Origin of the sequence: Enterobacter sp. MGH 38, assembly GCF_000492855.1 — a bacterium.
GTDB classification, from domain to species: Bacteria; Pseudomonadota; Gammaproteobacteria; order Enterobacterales; family Enterobacteriaceae; genus Enterobacter; species Enterobacter hormaechei_C.
In genome coordinates this window covers 1,630,823-1,657,207 of record NZ_KI535607.1, presented here as the reverse complement: position 1 = coordinate 1,657,207, position 26,385 = coordinate 1,630,823, and the positions used below count along the sequence as shown (strand labels likewise).

General features: G+C 56.1%; 23 protein-coding genes and 1 tRNA gene. 7 read left to right on the top strand and 17 right to left on the bottom strand.

The annotated features are described in order from the left end of the window. The first annotated feature begins 286 nt into the window (after positions 1–286). A complete protein-coding gene (gene ulaG, locus L384_RS13090; protein ID WP_023315266.1) occupies positions 287–1,351 on the top strand; it encodes an L-ascorbate 6-phosphate lactonase in 1,065 nt (354 codons plus the stop codon). A gap of 110 nt (positions 1,352–1,461) precedes the next feature. Beyond that, positions 1,462–2,217 (top strand): HTH-type transcriptional regulator UlaR, encoded by a 756-nt coding sequence (gene ulaR, locus L384_RS13095; protein ID WP_003856014.1) that lies wholly within the window; start codon positions 1,462–1,464, stop codon positions 2,215–2,217. On the opposite strand, the gene yjfP is transcribed toward ulaR, so the two are convergent. After that, a complete protein-coding gene (gene yjfP / locus L384_RS13100; RefSeq protein ID WP_023315265.1) occupies positions 2,214–2,936 on the bottom strand; it encodes an esterase in 723 nt (240 codons plus the stop codon). The genes ulaR and yjfP overlap by 4 nt on opposite strands. Positions 2,937–3,073: 137 nt before the next feature. Here yjfP and bsmA point away from each other — a divergent pair, with 137 nt between their 5' ends. The 3 genes from bsmA to L384_RS13115 all read left to right on the top strand — a co-directional run bounded on the left by bsmA (position 3,074) and on the right by L384_RS13115 (position 5,929). Then, positions 3,074–3,403, top strand: coding sequence for a biofilm peroxide resistance protein BsmA (gene bsmA, locus L384_RS13105; RefSeq protein WP_003856011.1), 330 nt, complete (start codon positions 3,074–3,076; stop codon positions 3,401–3,403). Between the two features lie 148 nt (positions 3,404–3,551). Further along, on the top strand, positions 3,552–3,827 hold the full coding sequence (gene yjfN, locus L384_RS13110) for a DUF1471 family protease activator YjfN (RefSeq protein ID WP_003856009.1): 276 nt from the start codon (positions 3,552–3,554) through the stop codon (positions 3,825–3,827). Between the two features lie 170 nt (positions 3,828–3,997). Continuing rightward, positions 3,998–5,929, top strand: coding sequence for a methyl-accepting chemotaxis protein (locus tag L384_RS13115; protein WP_023324045.1), 1,932 nt, complete (start codon positions 3,998–4,000; stop codon positions 5,927–5,929). On the opposite strand, the gene L384_RS13120 is transcribed toward L384_RS13115, so the two are convergent. Continuing rightward, a complete protein-coding gene (locus tag L384_RS13120) occupies positions 5,926–7,548 on the bottom strand; it encodes an isovaleryl-CoA dehydrogenase (protein WP_023324044.1) in 1,623 nt (540 codons plus the stop codon). The genes L384_RS13115 and L384_RS13120 overlap by 4 nt on opposite strands. A 195-nt stretch (positions 7,549–7,743) precedes the next feature. Between L384_RS13120 and L384_RS13125 the strand changes: the two genes are divergently transcribed. Further along, on the top strand, positions 7,744–9,018 hold the full coding sequence (locus L384_RS13125; protein ID WP_023324043.1) for an MFS transporter: 1,275 nt from the start codon (positions 7,744–7,746) through the stop codon (positions 9,016–9,018). Between the two features lie 91 nt (positions 9,019–9,109). Here the strand turns inward: L384_RS13125 and rlmB are convergent, their stop codons facing one another. From rlmB to nnr, 14 genes are all read right to left on the bottom strand, one after another. Next, entirely contained in the window at positions 9,110–9,841 is a 732-nt protein-coding gene (rlmB, locus tag L384_RS13130) for a 23S rRNA (guanosine(2251)-2'-O)-methyltransferase RlmB (RefSeq protein WP_003856001.1), read from the bottom strand. Positions 9,842–9,904: 63 nt separating this feature from the next. Then, the gene (gene rnr / locus L384_RS13135; RefSeq protein WP_023315260.1) at positions 9,905–12,346 is read right to left on the bottom strand and encodes a ribonuclease R; all 2,442 of its coding nucleotides are present in this window, start codon (positions 12,344–12,346) and stop codon (positions 9,905–9,907) included. Between the two features lie 38 nt (positions 12,347–12,384). Continuing rightward, positions 12,385–12,810, bottom strand: coding sequence for a nitric oxide-sensing transcriptional repressor NsrR (nsrR, locus tag L384_RS13140; RefSeq protein WP_003855998.1), 426 nt, complete (start codon positions 12,808–12,810; stop codon positions 12,385–12,387). A gap of 192 nt (positions 12,811–13,002) precedes the next feature. Next, the gene (locus L384_RS13145; protein ID WP_032628076.1) at positions 13,003–14,301 is read right to left on the bottom strand and encodes an adenylosuccinate synthase; all 1,299 of its coding nucleotides are present in this window, start codon (positions 14,299–14,301) and stop codon (positions 13,003–13,005) included. 104 nt (positions 14,302–14,405) lie between these two features. Next, entirely contained in the window at positions 14,406–14,603 is a 198-nt protein-coding gene (locus L384_RS13150; RefSeq protein WP_003855996.1) for a DUF2065 domain-containing protein, read from the bottom strand. 71 nt (positions 14,604–14,674) lie between these two features. Beyond that, positions 14,675–15,679, bottom strand: a complete 1,005-nt coding sequence (gene hflC / locus L384_RS13155; RefSeq protein ID WP_003855994.1) for a protease modulator HflC — start codon at positions 15,677–15,679, stop codon at positions 14,675–14,677. Between the two features lie 2 nt (positions 15,680–15,681). After that, on the bottom strand, positions 15,682–16,941 hold the full coding sequence (gene hflK / locus L384_RS13160) for an FtsH protease activity modulator HflK (protein ID WP_003855992.1): 1,260 nt from the start codon (positions 16,939–16,941) through the stop codon (positions 15,682–15,684). Positions 16,942–16,997: 56 nt separating this feature from the next. After that, entirely contained in the window at positions 16,998–18,278 is a 1,281-nt protein-coding gene (hflX, locus tag L384_RS13165) for a ribosome rescue GTPase HflX (protein ID WP_003855991.1), read from the bottom strand. Between the two features lie 74 nt (positions 18,279–18,352). Further along, positions 18,353–18,664, bottom strand: coding sequence for an RNA chaperone Hfq (hfq, locus tag L384_RS13170; protein WP_003855990.1), 312 nt, complete (start codon positions 18,662–18,664; stop codon positions 18,353–18,355). Positions 18,665–18,749: 85 nt separating this feature from the next. Next, the gene (gene miaA, locus L384_RS13175) at positions 18,750–19,700 is read right to left on the bottom strand and encodes a tRNA (adenosine(37)-N6)-dimethylallyltransferase MiaA (RefSeq protein WP_003855989.1); all 951 of its coding nucleotides are present in this window, start codon (positions 19,698–19,700) and stop codon (positions 18,750–18,752) included. Next, complete coding sequence (gene mutL, locus L384_RS13180; RefSeq protein ID WP_023324041.1) at positions 19,693–21,537, bottom strand: DNA mismatch repair endonuclease MutL; 1,845 nt, start codon at positions 21,535–21,537, stop codon at positions 19,693–19,695. The genes miaA and mutL overlap by 8 nt, the downstream gene beginning before the upstream one ends. Positions 21,538–21,546: 9 nt before the next feature. Then, the gene (gene amiB, locus L384_RS13185; protein ID WP_023315257.1) at positions 21,547–22,890 is read right to left on the bottom strand and encodes an N-acetylmuramoyl-L-alanine amidase AmiB; all 1,344 of its coding nucleotides are present in this window, start codon (positions 22,888–22,890) and stop codon (positions 21,547–21,549) included. Positions 22,891–22,906: 16 nt separating this feature from the next. Then, positions 22,907–23,368, bottom strand: a complete 462-nt coding sequence (tsaE, locus tag L384_RS13190; protein WP_003855970.1) for a tRNA (adenosine(37)-N6)-threonylcarbamoyltransferase complex ATPase subunit type 1 TsaE — start codon at positions 23,366–23,368, stop codon at positions 22,907–22,909. After that, positions 23,361–24,884 (bottom strand): bifunctional ADP-dependent NAD(P)H-hydrate dehydratase/NAD(P)H-hydrate epimerase, encoded by a 1,524-nt coding sequence (nnr, locus tag L384_RS13195; protein ID WP_032628017.1) that lies wholly within the window; start codon positions 24,882–24,884, stop codon positions 23,361–23,363. The genes tsaE and nnr overlap by 8 nt, the downstream gene beginning before the upstream one ends. Between nnr and queG the strand changes: the two genes are divergently transcribed. Beyond that, complete coding sequence (gene queG / locus L384_RS13200) at positions 24,883–26,022, top strand: tRNA epoxyqueuosine(34) reductase QueG (RefSeq protein ID WP_023324039.1); 1,140 nt, start codon at positions 24,883–24,885, stop codon at positions 26,020–26,022. The genes nnr and queG overlap by 2 nt on opposite strands. A 270-nt stretch (positions 26,023–26,292) precedes the next feature. On the opposite strand, the gene L384_RS13205 is transcribed toward queG, so the two are convergent. Beyond that, positions 26,293–26,368: transfer RNA gene (locus L384_RS13205), tRNA-Gly, on the bottom strand. Positions 26,369–26,385 lie beyond the last annotated feature (17 nt).

The window sequence follows — 26,385 nt, the reverse complement described above, 5'->3', positions numbered from 1 at the left end:
TAATCATCACAAGATTGCATTTGATTATTTGTGACGGATCACGCAATTTATTTCCATGGCGTTAGTAATGATTTTCACTACCAAACCAATCCAATAAATAAATTCTTAATTTTCAGTATATTAATCATTTATAGCGGTTATCTTATCAACGTCATGATGTCTTTTCTGTGATGTGGCGAGGGGAATTTTCCGTAAATAAGCCATTGCAAATCGGTTTAAACAGTGCCAGCATTAATCACAACAAGTCACAGTATGATTACTTTTGATTAAAACCAGGAGTCAAACGATGAGTAAAGTGAAAACCATCACCCGTGAATCATGGATTCTGAGTACCTTTCCGGAGTGGGGTAGCTGGCTGAACGAAGAGATCGAGCAGGAACAGGTTGCTCCTGGCACATTTGCGATGTGGTGGCTGGGCTGCACCGGGATCTGGCTGAAATCAGAAGGCGGCGCCAACATTTGTGTTGATTTCTGGTGCGGCACCGGCAAACAGAGCCACGGCAATCCACTGATGAAAAAAGGCCACCAGATGCAGCGTATGGCCGGCGTTGAAAAGCTCCAGCCGAACCTGCGCACCACGCCTTTTGTGCTTGATCCTTTTGCCATTCGCCAGATCGACGCCGTTCTCTCTACCCACGATCACAACGATCATATCGACGTGAACGTGGCGGCAGCGGTAATGCAAAACTGCGCGGACGACGTACCGTTTATCGGGCCGCAGACCTGCGTGGATTTGTGGATTGGCTGGGGCGTGCCAAAAGAGCGCTGCATCGTGATGAAGCCGGGCGACGTGGTGAAAATCAAAGACATTGAGATTCACGCGCTGGATGCCTTTGACCGCACCGCGCTGATCACCCTGCCTGCCGATCAGAAAGCCGCAGGCGTACTGCCAGACGGGATGGATGAGCGCGCGGTGAACTATCTGTTCAAAACGCCTGGCGGTTCCCTGTATCACAGCGGTGACTCCCACTACTCCAACTACTACGCGAAGCACGGTAACGAGCACCAGATTGACGTGGCGCTTGGCTCTTACGGTGAAAACCCGCGCGGGATCACCGACAAAATGACCAGCGCGGATATGCTGCGTATGGCCGAAGCGCTGAAAACCAAAGTGGTGATCCCGTTCCACCATGATATCTGGTCAAACTTCCAGGCCGATCCGCAAGAGATCCGCGTCCTGTGGGAGATGAAAAAAGACCGCCTCAAGTATGGCTTCAAGCCGTTCATCTGGCAGGTTGGCGGCAAGTTCACCTGGCCGCTGGATAAAGACAATCTTGAGTATCACTACCCGCGTGGTTTCGATGATTGCTTTACGATTGAACCCGATCTGCCGTTCAAGTCCTTCCTCTGATACCGAGGCCCAATCGCCAGACCCTGCGTCTGGCGATGTCATTTTTATTTTAGTAATTTCACGCTATTTCAAATATCATCTTTTCAAATCAATTCTTATCGGAATAGCTCATGACGGAAGCGCAACGGCATCAAATTTTACTGGAACTCCTGGCGCAAACAGGGTTTATCACCGTCGAGAAAGTGATCGAACGTTTAGGGATCTCCCCCGCTACCGCGCGACGGGATATCAACAAGCTGGATGAGAGCGGCAAGCTGAAAAAAGTCCGCAATGGCGCAGAGGCCATCAGCCAGCAGCGTCCACGCTGGACGCCGATGAACATCCACCAGGCGCAGAATCACGATGAAAAGGTGCGGATTGCCAGAGCGGCGTCACAGCTGGTGAATCCCGGGGAGAGCGTGGTGATCAACTGCGGTTCGACGGCGTTTCTGCTGGGCCGTGAAATGTGCGGCAAGCCGGTGCAAATCATTACCAACTATCTGCCGCTGGCCAATTATCTCATTGACCAGGAACATGAAAGCGTGGTGATCATGGGCGGCCAGTATAACAAGAGCCAGTCCATCACCCTGAGCCCGCAGGACAGTGAAAACAGCCTCTACGCCGGGCACTGGATGTTTACCAGCGGCAAAGGCCTGACGGCGGATGGACTGTATAAAACCGATATGCTCACCGCAATGGCAGAGCAGAACATGCTTAACGTGGTGGGCAAGCTGGTGGTGCTGGTCGACAGCAGCAAGGTCGGTGAACGCGCCGGCATGCTTTTCAGCCGCGCCGAGCAAATCAGCATGGTGATCACCGGCAAAAACGCCAACCCCGAGATCCTCAGCAAGCTGGAGGATCAGGGTGTCACGGTGCTGCGCGTTTAAAGGTGCTGGCGGAAGAATTCCACGGTTGCTTCCAGCGCGGCCGGGGTAATACGGTGCCGGACACCCGCTCCCCACAGGCAGGTCAGATTACTGTCCAGCCCTTCGCGCTGTAGCGCCTGTTGCAGGCGGAACGTTTCACCGGGCGGTACGACGTCGTCGGCATCCCCATGCCACAGCAGCAGCGGACGATCGGCCAGCTGCGAAAGCGCATGGCTGACGTCCCATTCAGACAACAGGGTCTCAATCTCCTGAGGGGCCTGCGGCGGGAATAGCGTCTTTGCCAGCGACGTAAAGTAGCCCGATCCCATCAGGCAAGCCACGGACGTCACCTCCGGATGCCTGGCCATGATCCCCAGCGCCGTCATTCCGCCCATTGATGCGCCTGCGACCGCCAGCCGTTTCCCCTCCACCAGCCCGGCCTGCAAGAGCGCGTCACGCAGCCCGGCGAACTCGGTCAGATTGCCGTGCAGCGTTTGCCAGAACAGCCCCAGCCGCGCCTGCTCATCGCCCGTAAAGCGTGCCCCATGATTCGGCGCATCAGGCATGACCACCCGGAAACCGGCCTGCGCCAGCGCGACGGCAAAATAGCTGTAGACCAGCTTCGAGGAGAGAAAGCCATGATAGAAAACTACCGTCGGCAGCGGCTGTTCACCTTTACCAGCCGGAAAAGCATGGATGATTTCATGCTCACTCAGCTGGCGAGTTTCAATTTCAATCATTGTCGATCCTGTGCTGATGAATGATTCATAATGTTGAGAGCTGGATTACGGTTTCACGATATTTTCATTCGAAATCTACGTCCCAGATAACACTTCGGGAACATTCCCCCAAAACTAAATTCGCAGACAACTACACTATGGCTATCAGGAAAAGAGACAGGTTTATGCGCAGGCTTACCGCTTTATTGCTGGTCTCGCTGCTCAGCGGATGTTCCGTATTGCAGGGTACGCCAGAACCGGCGCCGCCGGTTACCGATCATCCTCAGGAAATTCGTCGTAATCAGACGGAAGGATTACAACGCCTGGGTACCGTATCCGCGATGGTTCGTGGTTCCCCGGATGATGCAGAAGACGCAATTGAAGCGCAGGCCGTTGCCGCAAAAGCAGATTATTACGTCATCACGATGATTGATGAAACCATTATTACGGGACAGTGGTACGCCCAGGGCATTTTGTACCGTAAGTAAGCATCATCATTTGAACGACTTTTACACTGCTTTGCGTCCGTAGACATTTTCCTGTCCACAATAAACTCCATGCCAGCAACAATGGAAATGAGTTTATTCGCGAAGGATTGCCCGGCGGATACCGGAGACACGTGAAAAGGAGCTGACGATGAAACGAACCCTTGCTTTAACGACGCTATTGCTTTCAGCGGGCCTGCTGAGCACCACGGCGCAGTCGGCCGAATTTGCCAGCGCGGATTGCGTCACGGGCCTGAACGAGATTGGTCAGATCTCCGTCAATAATATCACGGGGAGTCCGCAAGACGTTGAACGTGTCGTCGCTCTGAAGGCCGATGAACAGGGCGCATCCTGGTATCGCATCGTCCAGATGCAGGAAGATCACCATGTTAATCACTGGCGCGTGCAGGCCATTCTTTATGCCTAATCCCTTCCGATAAAAGCCACTTAATTTTAGTGGCTTTTCACTTTTGCAAATTTTTTATCTTTCCCAAAACCTAACGAAAACAAACATGTAACATTAGGTTACATTAAAAAGGTAAACGTTATCTCTACTCTGCCGTTGAACAGCCATCACTTTTCAATAATGAGCAATTTATGATCACCTTTTTCCGCCGGGCAGGTCTGGGCACGAAGCTATCGCTGCTAACAGGTGCCAGTGTCGCCACGCTTTTTTTGCTGTTCACTTTTCTGTTGAGCCACAACGCCAGCCAGCAGCTTGAAGATCTTGCGGTTGAAGACCTGCATAACCAGTCTACCGGCATGGTGGATATGGTAGAGATGTTCAACACCAGCCTGAGCGAAGAGGTCGAGAGCTATACCCGCCTGTTCACCACCTTTTTGCCACAGCCATTGAACAGCGACAGCAGCCAGAGCCGCACCATTAACGGCCTTACCGTTCCTCTGCTGAAGGGCGGTGAAACGGAGTTGCATGAAAACAATACGCTTTCTGATGACTTCCTGAGCCGAACGGGGGCCATCTCGACGCTGTTTGTCCGCAGCGGTAACGATTTTATCCGCGTGGCCACGTCGCTGCGCAAAGAGAATGGCGACCGCGCCATCGGAACCGTTCTTGATAGCACCAGCCCGGCATTTGCGGCTGTCACCAAAGGGGAGGTCTATCGCGGCCTCGCGCTGCTGTTCGGCAAGCGCTATATCACGCAGTACCAGCCTGTTAAAAATGCGGAAGGCCAAGTTATCGGGATTATCTTTGTTGGCGTCGACATCACCCATTCCTGGAACGTCATGCGCGAGAAAATCCTTAACCGTCGTCTGGGCGAGAGCGGTCACTTCTTTGTACTGGATCGCAGCAGCGGTAAAACGCGCGGACAGTATCTGTTCCATGCCAGCGAAGAGGGCAAACTGCCCAACTGGGACACGGCGACACAGCAGCAGCTTCTGAGTGATAAAGCCGGCACGCTGGAACGCGTGAGCGCGGATGGCCGTACGCTCAAAGTCGCCTACACGCCGCTGCCGGGCTGGAACTGGACCATCGTGGGTGAAGTGGATAAAGCCGTACTGCTTTCAAGCGTCACCACGCTGCGCGATCGCTTCCTGATGGCGGGCGTGGTGCTATCCGCGCTCTTCGCGGGCCTGTTCGTTATCCTCATTCGCCGGATGCTAACCCGCCCACTGCGCGCAGTGATCGCGCTTGCCCGGCAGTATGCCGCAGGCGATCTGCGCGCCAGCCTGCCGGTAACCCGCCAGGATGAAGTCGGCCAGCTGATTGATGCCATCAATGGGATCGGGGGCGGCCTGCAAAAAATTGTGTTGCAGGTCCGCGAGGCCGCAAGCGAAATCCATCTGGGGACTAACGCGCTGGCTTCAGATACCGGCGAGATCTCTGAACAGATCAACAAACAGGCCAGCAGCGTTGAGGAGACCTCCGCCAGTATGGAGCAATTAGCCGCCACCGTGCAGCAAAATGCCGCCAACATGGAGCAAACTCAGCAGCTGGTGGGGGAAACCTCGCGCGCGGTGCATCAGGGTGGAGAGACGGTGACCCACGCAGTTTCCACCATGGATGATATTCGTGATGCATCGAAACGCATTGAAGTCATCACCCGCGTGATTGAGTCCATCGCTTTCCAGACCAATATTCTGGCGCTCAATGCGGCGGTTGAAGCGGCGCGGGCGGGCGAGCACGGGAAAGGTTTCGCAGTGGTGGCGCAAGAGGTGCGCGCCCTGGCCGCACGCAGCGCCAACGCGGTAAAAGAGATTGAGCAGCTGATTGGCGACACGCTGAACAAGGTGAGCGAAGGCCATGCGCTTTCTGAGCAGACGCGTCTGGCGATGGATGCCATCATTGTTCATATCGATAACATCAGCCAGCTTGTTACCGAGATCAACCACGCCTCCCGCGAGCAGTCTGCGGGGATTGGTCAGGTGAATCTGGCGATGACGCACATCGGTGAGGCATCGCACATCAATGCTGATCGTATCTCACGCAGCGAGCAGACGGCGCAGACGCTGCGCGAGAAGGGTTCACATCTCACCCGGCTGGTGAGCCTGTTCCAGCTTAAAGCTTAACCGACCCGGCCCGTGGCGCGCAGCAGCAGGTCGTTTTGCACCTGTTCGCTCATCAGCGTGCCGCCCCGGGTATCCAGCATCATGCGGCACCACGCCTGCGCCACGGGCGGCGTTGCGTGCCGCAGCATCTGGCTTCCGGCCCCGAGTAAAAAGAGCTGCCGCGCGATCTCCCTGCCCTGCGCTTCCTGCGGTTTACGCAGCTTCTGCTGTAGCTGCCGCCAGCTGCGATCGAAGTGCCTGTCCTGGCCTTTTACCTGCGCGAAATCATCGGCGAGCAGGTCGAGAATGCCCGACTGCTTCGCCAGCACGCGCAGGACATCCAGGCACATAATATTGCCAGAGCCTTCCCAGATGCTGTTAACGGGCATTTCACGGTACAACCGCGGAAGCTCACTCTCTTCGCAATAGCCTGCGCCACCCAGCACCTCCATTGCCTCTGCCACAAACGGTATGCCCGCTTTGCAGACGCTGTATTTTGCCGCCGGCGTGAAAAGCCGCGCCCATGCGGCTTCCTGCGGGTCGGTGCGGTTATCCCACGCCCGGGCGAGTCGGAACAGCAGTGCCGTGTGTCCCTCCAGCACCAGCGCCATACGGCTTAGCACGTCGCGCATTAACGGCTGGTCGATCAGATTTTTGCCGAAGGTCTGCCGCTGATGGGCATGATAAAGCGCCACCGAGAGCGCACGGCGCATCAGTCCGTGGCTGCCAAGCGCGCAGTCAAAGCGCGTCAGCCCACCCATCTTAAGAATTTGCCGGACACCTTCACCCTCTTCGCCCAGCAGCCAGCCGTAAGCATCAAGGAACTCAGCCTCACTGCTGGCATTTGAACGGTTACCGAGCTTGTCCTTCAGACGCTCAAGGCGCACGGCATTGCGTTGCCCGTCGGGTAAGAAACGCGGAACAAAAAAGCAGGAAAGCCCGCCCTTCGCCTGCGCCAGCACCAGATGCGCATCGCTCTGCGGCACGGAGAAAAACCATTTGTGCCCCACCAGCCGGTAACTGCCATCACTGCATTTCTCTGCTTTGGTGGTATTACTGAGTACGTCCGAACCGCCCTGCTTTTCCGTCATCCCCATGCCGATCAGCAGGCCGCGCTTTTGCGCCCCCGGTGCGAGATGGGGATCGTAGCGATCGCTCATCAGCGGCGTTAACCAGTCGTGAAACGGTTTGGGTAGCGACTGTAGCAACAGCGGCGTGGCCGCAAAGGTCATGGTCACCGGGCATAGCGTTCCCGCCTCCACCTGAGCATGCAGCACAAAACGCGCGGCCCTGGCGACGAACGATCCTTTCCGCGCCTCCTCCTCCCACGCCAGGTTGTGCACCCGGTTGGCGCAAAGCCCCTGCATCAGAAGATGCCATGCTGGATGAAAGCGGACGTCGTCCAGCCGCTCTCCCGTGGCGTCATAACGCAGCAGCTCCGGCGGATTAACGTTCGCCAGCCTGCCCAGCTCCAGCGACTCCGCCGTACCCAACTGCTGTCCGATGCTGGCAAGAAGATCCACATCCCACTCAGCCCCTTCGCGCGCTACCGCATCGCGCAGGGCGCAATCAGAGAGAAAAAGGTTGCTGTTCGATAGCGGTGCAGGTTGATTAAAAACGGTATGAGTCTGCCAGTGCATGCTGTCTCCCTCCTTTCATTGGCAATAAAGGTAAGTATGGACAGAGGGCATGCACGCTGCATGGGAGGGGGGTCACACGATGACAATCGTGTTGATATCATTCGTGAAATAGCTCACAGAACATAAGAATAAACTATTTCATTACTTCACTAATGCTGAATAATTTATTCTTACCCTGTTTTTGTGAGGATCGTTATGCAACAGGATGCGCACAAGCGTGCATTAATTGCAGGCTCCATCGGTAATTTCATCGAGTGGTATGAATTTGCGGTCTACGGTTTTCTGGCAACGGTGATTGCCAGAAACTTCTTCCAGCTTGAGGGGGAAGCGGAGCTCACCAGCCTGATCCTTACCTGGGCCTCGTTCGCCATCGCTTTCTTCTTCCGTCCGCTGGGCGCGGTGGTCTTTGGCCGCATTGGCGACAGGATTGGCCGCAAACCGACGCTGATTATCGTGCTGGTATTGATGACGCTCGCCACCGCTGCCATCGGTATTGTGCCGGTCTACGCCAGTATCGGGATTGCCGCGCCGCTGATCGTTACGCTCCTGCGTATTCTGCAAGGACTGTTCGCGGGCGGTGAATATGGCGGTGCGGTCTCATTGATGACGGAGTTCGCCCCGCGCGGCAAGCGCGGTCTTTACGGGGCATGGCAGTCCTTCACCGTGGCGCTCGGGCTGTTAGCGGGAGCAGGCATTGTCGCGTTGCTCTCTGCCCTGCTCTCCCCTGAAGCCTTGCACGACTGGGGCTGGCGCATTCCGTTCTTCCTGGCGTTGCCGATGGGTGCGGTCGCGCTATGGCTGCGGGTGAGCATGGAAGAGACGCCGAGCTTTGTGCAGCAACGGGAAAAACCGGTTGTTACTCAGGCCACCACCGCCGCCACGTTCAAAACCATCCTGATGGGCATTGGCCGCGTGATGGTCTGGTCTGCGGCGGGCTATACCTATCTGGTGATTATGCCGACCTATCTGCAATCTGCGCTGCACACCAGTTTTAACCAGGCGCTGCTGATTGCGGTGATTTCTAACATTGGATTTGCGCTCACGATCATTCCGTCGGGCATGCTGAGCGACAGGATCGGGCGGCGGACGGTGATGATTATCTCCACCGTGCTCCTGCTGATCCTCGCCCTGCCGCTGCTGAAAATTTTGCAGGCGGAAACCAGTACGCTGGCGGTCAAAGCGATTGTGGTGCTGATTGCGGGAGGTCTGGTTGGGATGCTGGCAGGGCCGGGGCCGGCAATGCTGTCTGAGATGTTCCCGACGCGCGTGCGTTATACCGGGCTGGGGCTGGCCTATTCTCTGTCGAATGCGATCTTCTCGGGCTGCGCGGGGCTGATCATTACCGGGCTGATTAAAGAGACGGGCAATCTGGATATTCCGGCGTACTACGTGATGGCAACGGCGGTGGTGAGTATTTTCGCGCTGATGACGCTGAGGAAGGATGACCATTTACGGTCGTTAGAGGAGTGAGATTGTTGCCCGGTGGCGCTGCGCTTAGCGGGCCTACGTTACCATGCTTTTGTAGGCCGGGTAAGGCGAAGCCGCCACCCGGCACAACAGGCTACCCGCGCTGACGCACCGCTTCGAACAGGCAGATACCCGTCGCAACAGAAACGTTCAGGGACGACACGCTGCCTGCCATCGGGATGCTGATCAGCTCGTCGCAGTGCTCGCGCGTCAGACGACGCATGCCTTCACCTTCTGCCCCCATCACCAGCGCCATGCGGCCGGTCATTTTGCTCTGATACAGGGTGTGATCCGCTTCACCGGCTGTGCCGACGATCCAGATATTCTCTTCCTGCAACAGACGCATGGTGCGCGCCAGGTTAGTCACGCGGATCAGCGGAACGTTTTCCGCCGCGCCACAGGCAACTTTTTTAGCGGTAGCGTTAAGCTGCGCGGAACGATCTCTTGGCACAATCACCGCATGCACGCCTGCTGCATCGGCGCTACGCAGGCACGCGCCCAGGTTATGCGGGTCGGTTACGCCATCAAGGATCAGGAAGAACGGGTTATCCAGCTCAGCGATCAGATCCGGCAGATCGTTCTCCTGATACTGACGGCCTGGCTTCACGCGCGCGATAATGCCCTGGTGTACAGCTCCTTCGCTTTTCTCATCCAGATACTGGCGGTTCGCCAGTTGGATCACTACGCCCTGCGCTTCCAGCGCGTGGATCAGCGGCATCAGACGTTTATCTTCTCGCCCTTTCAGAATAAAAACTTCCTGAAAACGCTCCGGCGCGCGCTCCAGCAGGGCCTGCACCGCGTGGATGCCGTAAATCATTTCACTCATTGATGGTTCTCGTAATAAATATTTTCCCTCTCCCGTTGGGGAGAGGGTCAGGGTGAGGGGAAATTACTCCGCCTGCTGTTTCTTCGCCGCGCGCTTCGCTTTGGTCGCGGCCGCTATTTTTTGGGTCTTGGTCGACGGTTTTTTCGCTTTACGAGCGTCTTTTTTTGCCGCCTTGGGCTTCTGTTTCTTCTCGCCACGGAAAGCGCTGTCTGGCTCAAAGTTTACTCTTTTACCTGCCTGACGTCGCTTGCCGCCCGCTTTACCGTTGCCACCTTTTTTCGCTTTCTCACGCTCGGTTTTCCCGACGTTACGCGGAGCACGCTCGCTGGAGATGAGGCTGAAGTCGATTTTACGGTCGTCCATATTCACGGCTTCAACCTTCACTTCCACCCGATCGCCCAGACGGTAGGTCTGGCCGCCGGATTCGCCGATCAGACGTTGTCCGACCTGGTCGAAGCGGTAGTAATCGTTATCGAGGCTGGAAACGTGCACCAGACCGTCGATAAACAGCTCATCCAGACGCACGAAGAAGCCAAAGCCGGTGACGCTGGCAATCACGCCTTTAAAGATATTACCCACCTGATCCAGCATAAAGTCACACTTCAGCCAGTCCGCCACGTCGCGCGTTGCTTCATCCGCACGACGCTCGGTCATGGAACAGTGCTGGCCCAGTTGCAGCATCTCTTCCATGGAGTAGTGATACCCTCCGGTTTCGGTCGTATTGCCTTTATGACCCTGCTCGTGCGCCAGCAGATACTTGATCGCACGGTGCAGGGACAGATCCGGATAACGGCGGATCGGCGAGGTAAAGTGCGCGTACGACTGTAAGGCCAGACCAAAGTGGCCCCGGTTTTCTGGATCGTAAATCGCCTGCTTCATGGAGCGCAGCAGCATGGTTTGCAGCATTTCCGCGTCAGGACGATCGCTGATGGATTCCAGCAGCTCGGCGTAATCGCGTGGCTCAGGCTTATTACCGCCAGGAAGCTCCAGACCGAGTTCAGCCAGCACGGAGCGGAACGAGGTTACGGCTTCCGTGGTTGGCTTGTCGTGAATACGGAACAGCGCAGGCTCTTTGGCTTTCTCAACGAAACGTGCCGCCGAGATGTTCGCCAGGATCATACACTCTTCAATCAGCTTGTGCGCATCGTTACGCTGGGTCTGCTCGATACGCTCGATACGACGCTCAGCGTTAAAGATAAACTTCGCCTCTTCACTCTCAAACGAGATCCCACCGCGCTCTTCGCGCGCCTGATCCAGCGTTTTGTAGAGGTTGTGCAGCTCTTCGATGTGTTTGACCAGCGGCGCGTACTGTTCGCGCAGATCCTGATCGCCCTGCAACATATGCCAGACCTTGGTATAGGTCAGGCGCGCATGAGAACTCATCACTGCTTCGTAGAACTTATAGCCCGTCAGACGTCCCTTGCTGGAGATGGTCATTTCGCAGACCATACACAGGCGGTCCACCTGCGGATTGAGGGAACACAGGCCGTTGGAGAGCACTTCTGGCAGCATCGGTACAACCTGAGACGGGAAGTAGACCGACGTACCACGGCTGCGCGCTTCGTTATCCAGCGGCGTGTGTGGACGTACGTAATAACTCACATCCGCGATGGCCACCCACAGACGCCAGCCACCACCACGTTTTTTCTCACAATATACGGCATCATCGAAGTCACGGGCGTCTTCACCATCAATGGTGACCAGCGGCAGATCGCGCAGATCCACGCGGCCTGCTTTGGACTCTTCCGGCACTTCTTCACGCAGGTTTTCGATCTGGTCTTCAACCGCTTTCGGCCAGACGTACGGAATTTCATGGGTGCGCAGCGCCATATCAACGGCCATGCCGGTGCCCATGTTATCGCCCAGCACTTCGACGATTTTACCTACCGCTTTTGTGCGACGAGTTGGGCGCTGGGTGAGTTCAACCACCACCACAAAGCCCATGCGTGCGCCCATCACCTCTTCAGGCGGGATGAGAATGTCGAAGCTCAGACGGCTGTCGTCCGGCACCACAAAACCTACGCCCGCATCGGTAAAGTAACGGCCAACGATCTGGCTGGTTTTCGGCACCAGCACGCGGACCACGCGCGCTTCGCGGCGGCCTTTACGGTCTGCACCCAGCGGCTGCGCCAGGATCTGGTCGCCGTGAATACACATCTTCATCTGTTCGGATGAGAGGTACAGATCGTCTTTACGGCCTTCCACGCGCAGGAAGCCGAAGCCATCGCGGTGACCAATAACGGTGCCTTTCAGCAGGTCGAGGCGTTCTGGCAGCGCGTAGCACTGGCGACGAGTAAAGACCAGCTGCCCGTCACGCTCCATGGCGCGCAGGCGGCGGCGAAGGGCTTCAATTTGCTCTTCACCTTCAATATTTAATTCAACGGCAAGTTCTTCACGATTGGCGGGTTTTTCGCGTTTTGTTAAGTGTTCAATGATGAACTCGCGGCTGGGGATAGGATTCGCGTATTTTTCGGCTTCGCGTTCCTGGAAAGGATCTTGTGACATGTCGGTTCCTCCGTTGTCAGCTCCGGTGGAAATTTTCTTCATTCCACCAGCAATAATTTATAAAGCGGTTGATTCTCTTCAACCAAATCGGCCAGCGTGTAGTTATCCAGTTCCTTGAGAAAACTTTGCACGGCCTTTGAAAGCGCCTGTTTCAGGCGGCAAGCGGGCGTAATGTGGCAGAACGCGCTGCTACAGTTCACCAGAGAGAGCGGCTCCAGTTCACGTACCACATCGCCAATACGGATACTCTGTGCCGGTTTACCGAGACGGATCCCTCCATTCTTCCCGCGGACGGCAGCAACGTATCCGGCACGACTAAGTTGATTGATTATTTTGACCATATGATTACGGGACACACCGTACACCTCTGTGACTTCAGAGATGCTGGTCATCTTCCCATCGGGTAACGACGCCATGTAAATCAGCGCGCGTAAGCCGTAATCGGTGAAACTTGTTAACTGCACATCAACCTCAGGAAAAAGGGAAAACGCGGTTAAACCGCAGAGATATTCATTAATGATGATAAACCAGCCAGATAGTTAGCGGCTAATTTATTTGACAGACGGGGCGAAAAAGCGGAGATCCAGGAGCGGTCGCCGGATGGCGCTGCGCTTATCCGGCCTACGGGTTTCCCCGCAGGCCAGCAGTCACGAAGATTATGCGTCGAACGGGTCGCGCAGGATCATCGTTTCAGTACGATCCGGGCCGGTAGAAATAATATCGATCGGCACTTCGGTCAGTTCTTCAATGCGCTTGATGTAGTCCAGCGCGGCTTTTGGCAGGCCACTACGCTCTTTCACACCGAAGGTGGTCTCAGACCAGCCCGGCATGGTTTCGTAGATTGGCTCAATGCCTTCCCAGTCGTCAGCAGCCAGCGGAGTGGTGGTCACTTCGCGGCCATCTGGCATGCGGTAGCCAACGCAGATTTTCACTTCTTTCAGGCCGTCCAGTACGTCCAGCTTGGTCAGGCAGAAGCCAGACAGGGAGTTGATCTGCACTGCGCGACGTACGGCAACGGCGTCCAGCCAGCCGGTACGACGACGACGACCGGTGGTCGCGCCAAACTCGTTACCCTGCTTGCAGAGGAACTCGCCGGTTTCATCAAACAGTTCGGTCGGGAATGGACCCGCACCCACGCGTGTGGAGTACGCTTTGATGATGCCCAGAACGTAATCCACATAACGTGGACCCAGACCAGAGCCGGTCGCCACGCCACCCGCGGTGGTGTTAGAGGACGTAACGTACGGATAGGTACCGTGGTCGATGTCCAGCAGGGTACCCTGCGCACCTTCGAACATGACGAAATCGCCACGCTTGCGCGCCTGGTCCAGCAGATCGGACACATCAACAACCATACCGGTCAGAATGTCTGCAATCGCCATGACGTCATCCAGCACTTTCTGGTAGTCAACAGCGTCAGCTTTGTAGAAGTTCACCAGCTGGAAGTTGTGATATTCCATCACTTCTTTCAGTTTTTCAGCGAAGGTCGCTTTGTCGAAGAGGTCACCGACGCGCAGACCGCGACGAGCCACTTTATCTTCGTATGCCGGGCCGATGCCACGACCGGTAGTGCCGATCGCTTTCGCGCCACGCGCTTTTTCACGCGCCACGTCCAGCGCCACGTGATAGTCCAGGATCAGCGGGCAGGCTTCGGAGAGCAGCAGACGCTCACGAACAGGGATACCACGGTCTTCCAGACCTTTCATCTCTTTCATCAGCGCAGCAGGAGACAGCACAACGCCGTTACCGATGATGCTGGTGACGTTTTCGCGAAGAATGCCTGATGGAATAAGATGGAGGACGGTTTTTTCACCGTTGATTACGAGAGTATGGCCTGCGTTGTGACCGCCCTGGTAGCGTACAACATATTTAGCCCGTTCAGTCAGAAGATCAACAATCTTCCCTTTACCTTCGTCACCCCATTGGGTGCCCAGTACGACGACGTTGTTACCCATTTTTTTCAAAATCACCGTTTGCTTAAAAATGGATTCTACCATCGCTTTTTCAGATATACAGCACTTTTTGACCCTAAAATATGCCAATTGCGGTTAGTTTTTGATCAGCCAATCGTTTTCCTCAACATGTAGTAGATAACGATACCAGCAACCACAAGACCACCGCCAAAACGACGCAAAATATTATCCGGCAGTTGGCTCATGGTGGCGATCATCCGGCGCCATGCGCGCGGATAAAGCATCGGGCCGAGGCCTTCCAGCACCAAAACCAGGGCCAGCGCGAGCCAGATCGTTGAATTCATTTTTGTTCCTTATAAAAGAAAACCACCGCTCCGTGAAGAGCGGTGGTTTGAATACTCAAACGAGCCTGAGTTTATCGCGTTGCGTTGGTCGGCGTCTTCATATAACGGAAGAAATCGCTGTCCGGGCTGAGCACCATCACATCCTGGTTGCTCTTGAAGCTATTCTCGTAAGCGCGCAGGCTACGAATGAAGGCATAGAAGTCCGGATCCTGGCTGAATGCATCAGCAAACAGTTTCGCGGCTTCGGCATCACCTTCACCGCGCAGGATACGACCCTGGCGCTCAGATTCCGCCAGCGTCTTGGTGACTTCATAGTCCGCTGCCGCGCGCAGTTTTTCCGCTTCTTCCTGACCCTGTGAACGGTGACGACGGGCTACCGCTTCACGCTCGGCGCGCATACGGTTGTAGATCGCCTCGGACACTTCCGCTGGCAGGTTGATCTGCTTGATGCGCACATCAACCACTTCGATGCCCAGCGCCGCCATACTGTTCGGGTTGATCACCGGCACTTTACCGTTGGTTTCAGCCTGAACACGTTCAGCCGCTTTGGCAATCGCATCGTCTGCCGCCGGGGTTTCAACTTCATCCTCGGTGCCCGCAGAGCCGGAGTTCAGCGCATCACGCACTTCCAGCGTCAGACGACCACGGGAGTCGGTCACAATGTCTTTCACATCCAGACGACCAATTTCAGAACGCAGACGGTCAGAGAACTTACGTTTCAGCAGCACTTCTGCCTGAGAAACGTCGCCACCCCCGGTTGCCAGGAAGTAGCGGCTGAAATCGCTGATGCGCCATTTGATATAGGAATCAACGATCAGGTCTTTCTTCTCTTTGGTCACGAAACGATCGGCCTGGTTATCCATGGTCTGGATACGCGCATCGAGCGTTTTCACTGACTGAATGAACGGGATCTTAAAGTGCAGACCCGGCTCATAAATCACCGGACGCTTGTCGCCGTCACGCACGACGCTGCTGAACTGGAACTTGATCCCACGCTCGCCCTCTTTCACCACAAAGATGGAGGTGTAGAGCACGACCAGTACAATGATGATGATCGCAATAACTGACTTACGCATCCTTATTCCCCCTGACGCTGGTAGTCGTTACGCTGCGCGTTGGCACGGCGTTGGTCCATAATGTCACCATCGTTCGAAGAAGGCGTTGTGTTCGCGCTGGCGCTGCCAGACGAGGCCGGTGGCAGACGCAGCAGGTTGTTCGCACCGCTGTTGTCTTTTGCTGCCGGTGCAGAACCGCCTTTCAGCATCTGATCCAGCGGCAGGACCATCAGGTTTCCGCCTTTGTTGTCGTTAACCAGCACTTTACGCGTATGGCTCAGCACTTTTTCCATGGTCTCGATATAGAGACGCTCACGGGTAATTTCCGGCGCGGCTTTATATTCCGGCAGGATCTTCGCGAAGCGAGCCACTTCACCCTGTGCTTCCAGGATGGTCTGGGTCTTATACGCACGCGCTTCTTCCAGAATACGCTGCGCCTGACCGTTTGCACGCGGCTGAACTTCGTTGGTGTACGCTTCCGCTTCACGGATGTACTGCTGTTCGTTTTCACGCGCGGCAATCGCATCGTCAAAGGCGGCTTTCACCTCTTCCGGCGGACGTGCAGCCTGGAAGTTGACGTCCAGCAGGGTGATACCCATGTTGTACGGACGGATGGTCTCTTCCAGCTCACGCTGGGTATCGCTACGAATAACGGTACGACCTTCGGTCAGGATACGGTCCATGGTGTATTTACCGATCACGCCACGCAGGGCGCTGTCGGTCGCCTGACGCAGGCTGTCATCGGCGCTGGTCACGCTAAACAGATAACGTTCCGGATCGGTCACGCGGTACTGTACGTTCATCTCAACGCGCACCACGTTCTCGTCAGAGGTCAACATCACGCCAGAGGCGGCCAGTTCACGGACGGACTCCACGTTAACCGCGGTCACGTCATCAATGAAGGTCGGCTTCCAGTTCAGGCCCGGTTCAACCAGATGGCTGAACTTACCGAAACGGGTGACCACGCCGCGTTCTGCTTCTTTAATGGTGTAGAACCCGCTGGCTGCCCAGATGATTACTACCGCAGCGGCGACAATGCCCACCACGCGGCCACCCATTGGCGGGCGCGGACTCTGAGTGGAATTGCCACCCGAGCCAGAACCTTTTCCTCCGCCAAGGCCACCAAGCTTTTTGCTCAGTTTGCGGAAGATATCATCCAGATCCGGCGGCCCCTGCTCGCGACCACCTTTGTTGCCATTTCCCCCAGAGTTGCCGCCTTGATTATTGCTGCTTCCCCACGGGTCGCGGTCTTGTCCGTTATTACCGGGCTGATTCCACGCCATGTATATGCTCCATATTTGTTATGCAAGGGCGAATTTTTCAGGCTTCCCCTTTCTGATCAGACGATATAGTCCGCCAGCGCAGGTTCTTGTTTACAGAGGCGACGCCAGTCAACGATCGGCATACGCACCTGCATCCCCACGCTGCCGTCATCCTCCATCCACTCTTTTTCTATCGCCTGAAGCTGATAAAACCGGCTGCGCAGCCTGCCTTCCTGTGGCGGCAGTCGCAGCGTGTGCTGAGCTACCTCACCGGAAAGACGTTCTGTCAAAGCCTGGAAAAGCAGTGGCACACCAATCCCGGCCTGAGCAGACAGCCAGACCCGAATCGGTTTGTTCTCTTCGTCTCGGTCAATACGCGGTTCAAAATCGTCCAGCATATCGATCTTGTTCATCACCAACAGGGTGGGAATTTCGTGGGCGTCGATCTCTTCGAGCACCACGTTCACCGCGTCGATGTTCTCCTGCACGCGTACGTCAGCCGCATCAATCACATGCAGTAGCAGGGTCGCCTGACGCGTCTCCTGCAACGTCGCTTTAAACGCCGCGACCAGATCGTGCGGCAGATGGCGAATAAACCCTACGGTATCCGCCAGCACCGTTTCACCGACGTCTGCGACGTCAATACGGCGCAGGGTTGGGTCCAGGGTCGCAAACAGCTGGTCTGCGGCATATACCTGGGCCTCGGTTATCTGGTTAAACAGGGTGGATTTACCGGCGTTGGTATAGCCCACCAGCGACACCGTTGGGATGTCAGCTTTCGTTCGCGCCCGACGCCCCTGTTCGCGCTGTTTCTCTACACGTTCCAGACGTGAAAGGATCTGGGTTATACGCCCACGCAGCAAACGGCGGTCGGTTTCGAGCTGGGTTTCACCCGGGCCGCGCAAACCAATCCCGCCTTTTTGTCTTTCAAGGTGTGTCCAGCCACGCACCAGACGCGTCGCCAGATGGCGCAACTGCGCCAGCTCAACCTGCAACTTACCCTCGTGGGTACGCGCACGCTGAGCAAAAATATCTAAGATCAACCCCGTGCGATCGATAACACGGCATTCGCAGAGAGCTTCCAGGTTACGTTCCTGAGCCGGAGACAGCGCATGATCAAACAGCACAACAGATGCGCCGGTTGCTTTTACGGCATCCGCAATTTCTACTGCTTTACCTTCACCTACAAAATACTTCGGGTGCGGCGCTTTACGGCTACCGGTAATCACCTGCATTGCTTCGACACCGGCGGAAGAGACCAGAGATTCAAACTCCTGGAGGTCTTCCATATCTTTGTCTTGCGAAAAATAGATGTGTACCAGCACCGCCTGCTCACCGGCGTCATAACGGTCAAACAAGCGTAAACCTCTCTAAAAAGATCAGCGGGGAACGCAGGATCCCTGGCTCCCCGTGTGGAAAACAGCCCAAAACCTTATTCGGTTTCTTCGCTGTCCTGCGCTGGTGTTGAAGAACCCTGCGCGTTGCTGCCATGATGGTAGTTACTGCCAGTGCCGCCGCCAGCGTTATTGCTGTGATGAGATACCGGACGGGACGGAACAACAGTAGAAATCGCGTGCTTATAGACCATCTGGCTGACCGTGTTTTTCAACAGGATCACGAACTGATCGAAAGACTCAATCTGACCTTGCAGCTTAATACCATTCACCAAATAAATAGAAACTGGAACACGCTCCCGACGCAATGCGTTCAGGAACGGATCTTGTAAAGATTGCCCCTTAGCCATTCTATCTTTTCCTTATATGCTTGTTTTGTACTTAGAACCTTGCGATTCTGAAAAATTGCGCACGATACGGCTTAATTGTACACATTCAGTCAGCGATATCACCAATAACCTCAATCACTTCGTTTAACGCCTGTTGTGGTTTTTCACTGTCTAACCAGTGAACCCCCTTCCAACCGCGTAACCAGGTGATCTGGCGCTTCGCTAACTGTCTCGTGGCGCAAACACCTCGATAAACCATTTCATCGTATGAAATCTCGCCTTCAAGATACGACCACATCTGGCGGTACCCCACACAACGAATGGAAGGCATGTCCGTATGCAAATCTCCACGGGCAAAAAGCGCCCGCACTTCTGCTTCAAAATCTGAAGCCAACATCTGATGAAAACGCTGCTCAATTCGTTGATGGAGCAGTTCACGGCTCGCCGGGGCGATGGCGAACTGATGCACCTGATACGGCAGAGCGTCTCCTGACGTTTGCGTCAGTTCCGTTAAAGTTTTACCCGAAATGAAAAAAACTTCCAGTGCCCGGGAAAGCCTTTGCGGATCGTTTGGGTGGATCCGCGCTGCGGCAACCGGGTCAATCTCTTCCAGTTGCCTGTGCAAAACGTCCCACCCCTGCTCTGCCGCCTGCCGCTCAATCTTCGCTCTCACTTCCGGATCGGCCGATGGCAGAGGCGATAACCCCTCCAGCAGCGCCTTAAAGTAGAGCATCGTGCCGCCAACTAACAGCGGTATGCGTCCCGCGGCGGTAATCTCGGCCATCTCGGCTAAGGCGTCGCGGCGAAAATCTGCCGCGGAGTAAGCCTGTGCCGGGTCGAGAATATCCAGTAAACGGTGCGGTGCCGCACGCAGTTCGTCTGCGTTGGGCTTCGCCGTGCCGATGTCCATCCCTCGGTAGATGAGGGCTGAATCAACGCTAATCAACTCTACTGGCAAAACTTTACGTAACTCAATGGCTAACGCCGTTTTGCCGGAGGCCGTTGGCCCCATTAGAAAAATCGCCTTTGGCAGGCTCGCCTTACTTACATCAGTCATGTTTCAGGGCGGTCATCGCCGTTTGTAAATCAACAGGTTGTAACAAACCACCTGGAGGCGCTTTCACCAGCTGTGGACAGAGGCGCTCCACCTCCGCCAGAACGGTAATCGCCTGCGCCATACTCCACGGCGAATGCTCGCTGGCCAGATGGCGGGCGATCCACTGCGCGGTATCGGCGGCATCAAACGTCGTTTGCTGCGCCAGGTAGCCTATCAGTTCAGGAATCAAGTTTTGTAAATTTTGTTGGCGTAAGGGTAAAGGCACTGCGCGAATTGTCACATGCTGCGCGTCCAGTACGATTTCAATCCCCATTTCGGCCAGTTGCGTCTGCACGCGCCGCAAAACCCCTGTTTCTTCAGGGGTTATTTTCAGGCGAACGGGGATCAACAGCGGCTGCGCGCAGGCGGCATTCACCCCCGGGGTTAACTGCGCCTGTTTGAGCCAGCGCTCCGCCACGGAAAGCGCCAGCAACAGCAGTTTACCTTCGCGTTCAAGCAACGCCATGTCGGGAGCAATAATGGTCAATACCCGACCAAAACTCTGGCTATGCCCATCCAGAGAGGGGGTTGAAACCGTGATGTGCTCTTTATGCTCCACCGCCGGCGTATCCAGCAGTTTGCGGTACAGCGCCCCCTGCTGTTTGTGGTAGCCCGGCTGAGCGTTGGGATAGTTGGCACCGGTTGGTCGCGGCGCGTTGCCCGCCGGGGATAAACGTGGAGCAGCCGGCTCGCGCGCGACCGCCGGTTCGGCAAAATGGTTACGCCCGGCCGCCACGCGGTTTTCCGGCAGTGGGCGCGGCGCGGGCTCTTCTTTTGCCAGCGGCAACTCTGGCTCTGCCTGCTGCTGCAATACAGCGGCAACGCCCTGGTAGATGAAATCATGCACCAGGCGCGACTGGTGGAAACGCACCTCGTGCTTGGCGGGGTGCACGTTAACGTCAACCTGGTGCGGGTCGATCTCCAGATAAAGCACAAAGGCGGGCTGTTGATCGGCGCCGAGCTTATCTTCGCAGGCCTGTCGAATAGCGTGGTTAATCAGGCGGTCGCGCATCATGCGGCCGTTGACGTAGCAATACTGAATTTCTGCGAACGCGGCGCTGCTGGCGTTCGGATCGGCAACCCAGCCACGCAGGGCCAGATCGCCATGCTGCCACTCAATGGCCAGCGCCTTTTCCAGAAACGGTGTGCCGCAGATGGCGCCCAACCGACGCTCCTTTTGTCCACCCTCCGCCACCGCGCGATACTGGCGCATCACCTTACCGTTATGGCTGAGGTTGAGGGTGACATCAAAGCGCGCCAGCGCGATGCGGCGGATGATCTCGTCGATATGTCCGAATTCGGTCTTCTCGGTTCGCATAAACTTGCGCCGGGCGGGCGTGTTATAGAAGAGATCCAGCACTTCAAGCGTGGTGCCTACCGGGTGCGCCGCAGGTTTAACCGTGACGTCCATATCGCGCCCTTCGGCGTAGGCCTGCCAGGCTTCCTGCTGGTCGGCCGTGCGGGAGGTCAACGTTAAGCGGGAAACGGAGCTGATACTGGCCAGCGCTTCGCCGCGAAAACCCAGGCTTATAATCGCTTCCAGATCGTCAAGTGAGGCAATTTTACTGGTGGCATGACGCGCCAGCGCCAGCGCCAGTTCGTCCTTTTTGATGCCACAGCCGTTATCACGAATGCGAATAAGCTTTGCGCCCCCGCGTTCGATATCGATATCAATGCGGGTCGCCCCTGCATCGAGGCTGTTTTCCACCAGTTCCTTCACCACCGACGCAGGGCGTTCCACCACCTCACCGGCGGCGATTTGGTTCGCGAGCTGCGGCGGTAGAACCTGAATCGGCATGAACTCTCCTTAATTAGTCGCGGTCATTTCACCCGGCAGCGCGGCGCTTGCCGTCTGGGCTGCCCCGCCCTGCGGCGCAGACTGAAGCGGATGCGCGTCAAAGTATTTACGCAGACCGTTATAAATCGCTTCGGCAATTTGCTGCTGATAGCTGTCGCTTCCCAGTAAACGCTCTTCACCATGGTTACTGATAAAGCCCGTCTCTACCAGAATCGACGGGATATCCGGCGAACGCAGGACACCAAGGCTTGCATGCTCCGGGCGACGCTTATGCAGCGATCCAATGCTTTGCAGCTGGCTCAGTACGTTAGTGGCGACATCATACCCGACGCGCTGAGAATGACCGAACTGTAAATCCAGTACCGCCTGGCTGAGATACGGATCGGCCTGGCTGTTTGCCAGCACATCGCCTGCCCCGCCTAACAGTTCAGATTGCTTCTCGTGCTCTTCAAGCCAGTTCGCCATTTCACTGTTGGCTCGACGGTTCGACAGCACCCATACCGACGCGCCGGTGGCGTTACGGTTCGGCGCAGCATCCGCGTGAATCGACACCAGGAAGTTGGCGTTTTGCTTACGCGCCACATCCGAGCGTCCCATCACTGAAATAAAGTAATCTCCGTCGCGGGTCATGACCCCTTTAAACATCGGATCGTCATTCAGAAGCGCACGCAGCTTACGGGCAATGGCGATAGTGACGTTTTTCTCCCGCGTGCCGCCCGGGCCAATCGCGCCAGGATCTTGCCCGCCGTGTCCGGCGTCGATGGCGATAATCACTTTGTCGCCACTGACCGGTGTTCGCCGCGCGCTGACCGCCGGACGCGTCACCGTGTTGCTGCTGGTCACGGCGGTAAGTCGGTCATTTTGTGATTTAAACGGATTACGGGCTGGCTCAGACGGCCTTGGGGTATAAACCGGCGCTTCCACGCGTTTTGCTACAACAGGTGCAGGCGGTGGCGGCGGCGGCGGAACATCAGCATTAATGGTAAAGACCACCGTATAATTGGCGCCGTTTTGCTGCTTAACCGCCTTCGTTTTGCCCTTTTCGGTGAGATCGACCACCAGACGCAGAGACTGCGTATCCTTCGGCGTTCCCGAACGGATGCTTTTCACCAGATTGTTGCCGCTGAACTGGAGCGGCAGCCCCTGGATCACCCCGGTCTGTTTAATATCGAGCGCCACGCTGCGGCTGTCGATTTGTGAGAAAGCATATTCAGGATCGCCCATAAAGCTGAACGTAATGCGGGCCTGGCTATCGCCATTCGACACCTGAATATCCGAGAGGCTGGCCGCCCCGACCTGCGCGCACAGCAGGACCGTGGCAGCCAGCACCCAACCTTTAACGCGATTAATCATCCCGTTATCCCTACGCTCAACCGGCTAAACGCGCCAGTAAGGAACAGCCTGATGAGGAAACCGCACTGATGCGTGCCTCACGCCCTTGTGCCTGGTAATCTAAGTGAATTTCGACATCCGGGTCAGGCAGCACACCCGCACCTTGTTGCGGCCACTCCACCAGGCAGATGGCGTCGTTGGCAAAGTAATCGCGGATCCCCATAAATTCCAGCTCCTCCGGGTCCGCAAGACGATATAAATCAAAGTGGTACACCATGATATTTTCAAGCGTGTACGGTTCCACCAGCGTGTAGGTCGGGCTTTTTACGTTCCCGTTATGGCCTAACGCCTGCAAAAAGCCACGGCTGAAGGTTGTTTTACCCGCGCCTAAATCACCATACAGATAAATGACGGTCGCCCCCTGACAGGCCTGCGCCACGCGCTTGCCGAGATCTAAAGTGGCTTGTTCATCAGGTAAAGGAATCGCTCGATTAGTCATTTTCTACGTCAATCACATCCGGGTTAACAACACGCCGCAGCGTGCAAAAAAGATCGGTGGCCAGCATACCGCGCGTTCCGTAACGAGCAGCCAGCCTGTCAGCCGCCGTACCGTGGGCCACGCAGCCCGCACAGGCTGCATCATAAAGGGGAAGTTTCTGTCCGAGCAATGCGCCAATGATGCCAGAGAGCACATCGCCCATGCCGCCGCTCGCCATGCCTGCATTACCGGCATCAACGATGCCCATCGCATCATCGCTGGCGATAACGGTTCCCGCCCCTTTCAAAACGGCAACACCTCCGTAACGTTTTACCAGACGTTGGGCTGAAAGTAAGCGATCGCTTTCAATTTCTGCCACGCTACAGTTAAGCAGCCGTGCGGCTTCGCCGGGGTGCGGCGTCAGAATGCGATTGTGACGCTTATCCGGGTTTATTGCCAGAAGGTTAAGCGCGTCGGCATCCCAGAGCATCGGTTTACGAAAATTCTCGGCCTTTTGCAGGGCCTGTTTACCCCACTCCTGCTGACCCAGGCCCGGACCAATGACCACCACGTCCGCCCACTCAAGACCCTTTTCAATCGCCTGCGGGGTAAGCTCGTGGACCATCAGCTCCGGCCGCGCGGTAATAATGGGCGGAATGTTTTCGCTGCGGGTCAGCACGCGTATTAATCCGCCGCCGCTGCGCAACGCGGCCTCTCCGGTCATTCGAATCGCACCTGCCGTGCCATGATCGCCACCAATAATCAGCAGTCGGCCATGGTCACCCTTATGGGAGGTGGGACGACGCGGCGGTAGCCACTGTGCAAGCTGGGAGGCATCAAAGCGGGTGATGTGGGTATCCTGTCCGATCAGCCAGTTTTCCAGCCCCAGGGCGTTGTGGTGTAACGTGCCCACGACATCCCGCGCTTTCCCGGTAAGCAGCCCCGGCTTCAGGGCGATAAAGGTCACGGTGTGCGCCGCCTCAATCGACACGCCCGGCGTCGCGCCGGTTTGCGCCATCAGGCCGGAGGGAATATCCAGCGCTACCACCGGGGCGGGGTGCGCATTAGCGCGCGTAATCAGCGCGGCGACGTCATCGCGAGGCGCGCGCATCAGTCCCGTCCCCAGCAGACCATCAACAATCACGTCGACATCCTCGGGCCAGATAATATCAGGCGCATGAATAATGCCCCCCGCATTCAGCCAGGCCTCTCTCGCCATGCCAGCCTCTTCCGGTAGCGGCTTGTCGCTCTCCAGCGCCATCAGGGTGACGCGCAGCCCCGCCGCCACCGCAAGACGAGCCACCACATAGCCATCGCCACCGTTATTGCCGTGCCCGCACAGGATCAGATAGTGCGAGGCATCAGGATAAGCCGTGCGCGCCACGTTAAACGCCGCCTCGCCCGCGCGCTGCATCAGTTCGTAAAGGGTAATGCCGAGGCTATCTGCGGCCTCTTTCTCGGCCCGACGGAGGTCATCCGCATGCCAGATGGAATGTGGTATACTTGCGGGGTTTTTCTTCACAGTATGGTCCGTCATGTCACAGCCCCTCGATCTCAATGAATTAGCGCAAAAAATAAAACAGTGGGGTGCTGAACTGGGCTTCCAGAAGGTCGGTATTACTGACACCGACCTCTCTGCCAGTGAGCCTAAGCTCCAGGCATGGCTGGATAAACAATACCACGGCGAGATGGAGTGGATGGCGCGTCACGGTATGATGCGTGCCCGCCCCCACGAGCTGTTGCCGGGTACGCTGCGCGTTATTAGCGTACGCATGAACTATCTGCCCGCTAACGCGGCCTTTGCGCGCACGCTAAAAAATCCCTCTCTGGGTTACGTCAGCCGATACGCGCTGGGGCGTGATTACCACAAACTTCTGCGCAACCGTCTAAAAAAGCTCGGGGAAACCATTCAGCAGCACTGTGTTTCGCTGAATTTTAGACCCTTTGTCGATTCTGCGCCTATTCTTGAGCGCCCGATCGCCGAAAAAGCCGGGCTCGGCTGGACAGGTAAGCACTCACTTATCTTAAGCCGCGACGCGGGCTCATTCTTTTTCCTGGGTGAACTACTGATTGATTTACCTCTTCCGGTAGACAGTCCGGTGGAAGAAGGTTGTGGCCGCTGTGTGGCCTGTATGACCATCTGCCCGACGGGCGCGATTGTCGAACCGTATACCGTTGATGCGCGCCGCTGTATCTCTTATCTCACTATCGAGCTGGAAGGCGCTATTCCAGAGGAGTTTCGTCCGCTTATTGGCAACCGCATCTACGGCTGTGATGACTGTCAGCTGATTTGTCCGTGGAACCGTTATTCACAGTTGACGGACGAAGAAGACTTCAGTCCGCGCAAGGCGTTACATGCCCCGCAGTTGATCGAACTGTTCGCCTGGAGCGAAGCCTGGTTCCTGAAGGTGACGGAGGGTTCCGCCATACGTCGTATCGGCCACCTGCGCTGGCTGCGTAATGTGGCCGTTGCGCTGGGGAATGCCCCGTGGGATGAGGCAAATCTTCAGGCGCTCGAAAGCCGCAGAGGTGAGCACCCACTTCTTGATGAGCACATAGAATGGGCGATTGCGCAGCAAATTGAGAAGCGAAATGCAGGCATAGTTGAAGTGCAGTTACCGAAGAAACAGCGTCTGGTCAGGGTGATTGAAAAAGGGCTGCCGCGGGATGTGTGATATATTCACAGGCTGTGAGTAAAAATAAGAATTCAGGCGCCATCAGCTCTGGCAAACAGGTCAAGTGATCTCAATAACATTTTGAAATCAAATTTTCTTCATAAATTACAGGGAATTACGAAGATATTATTCACCCTGCTAACATTTCGTACAGACTGATTTTATCACGGTTTCTGTGGATAACTCTGTTCACAAGAGTATTTCAGATACAACAGAAAACGTCCCCAACGAAGCACTTCGCTGTGGATAATCTGGAGATGAAGAAGAATTTGGAGCGGGAAACGAGACTCGAACTCGCGACCCCGACCTTGGCAAGGTCGTGCTCTACCAACTGAGCTATTCCCGCTTGGGTGTTCTGGTGCT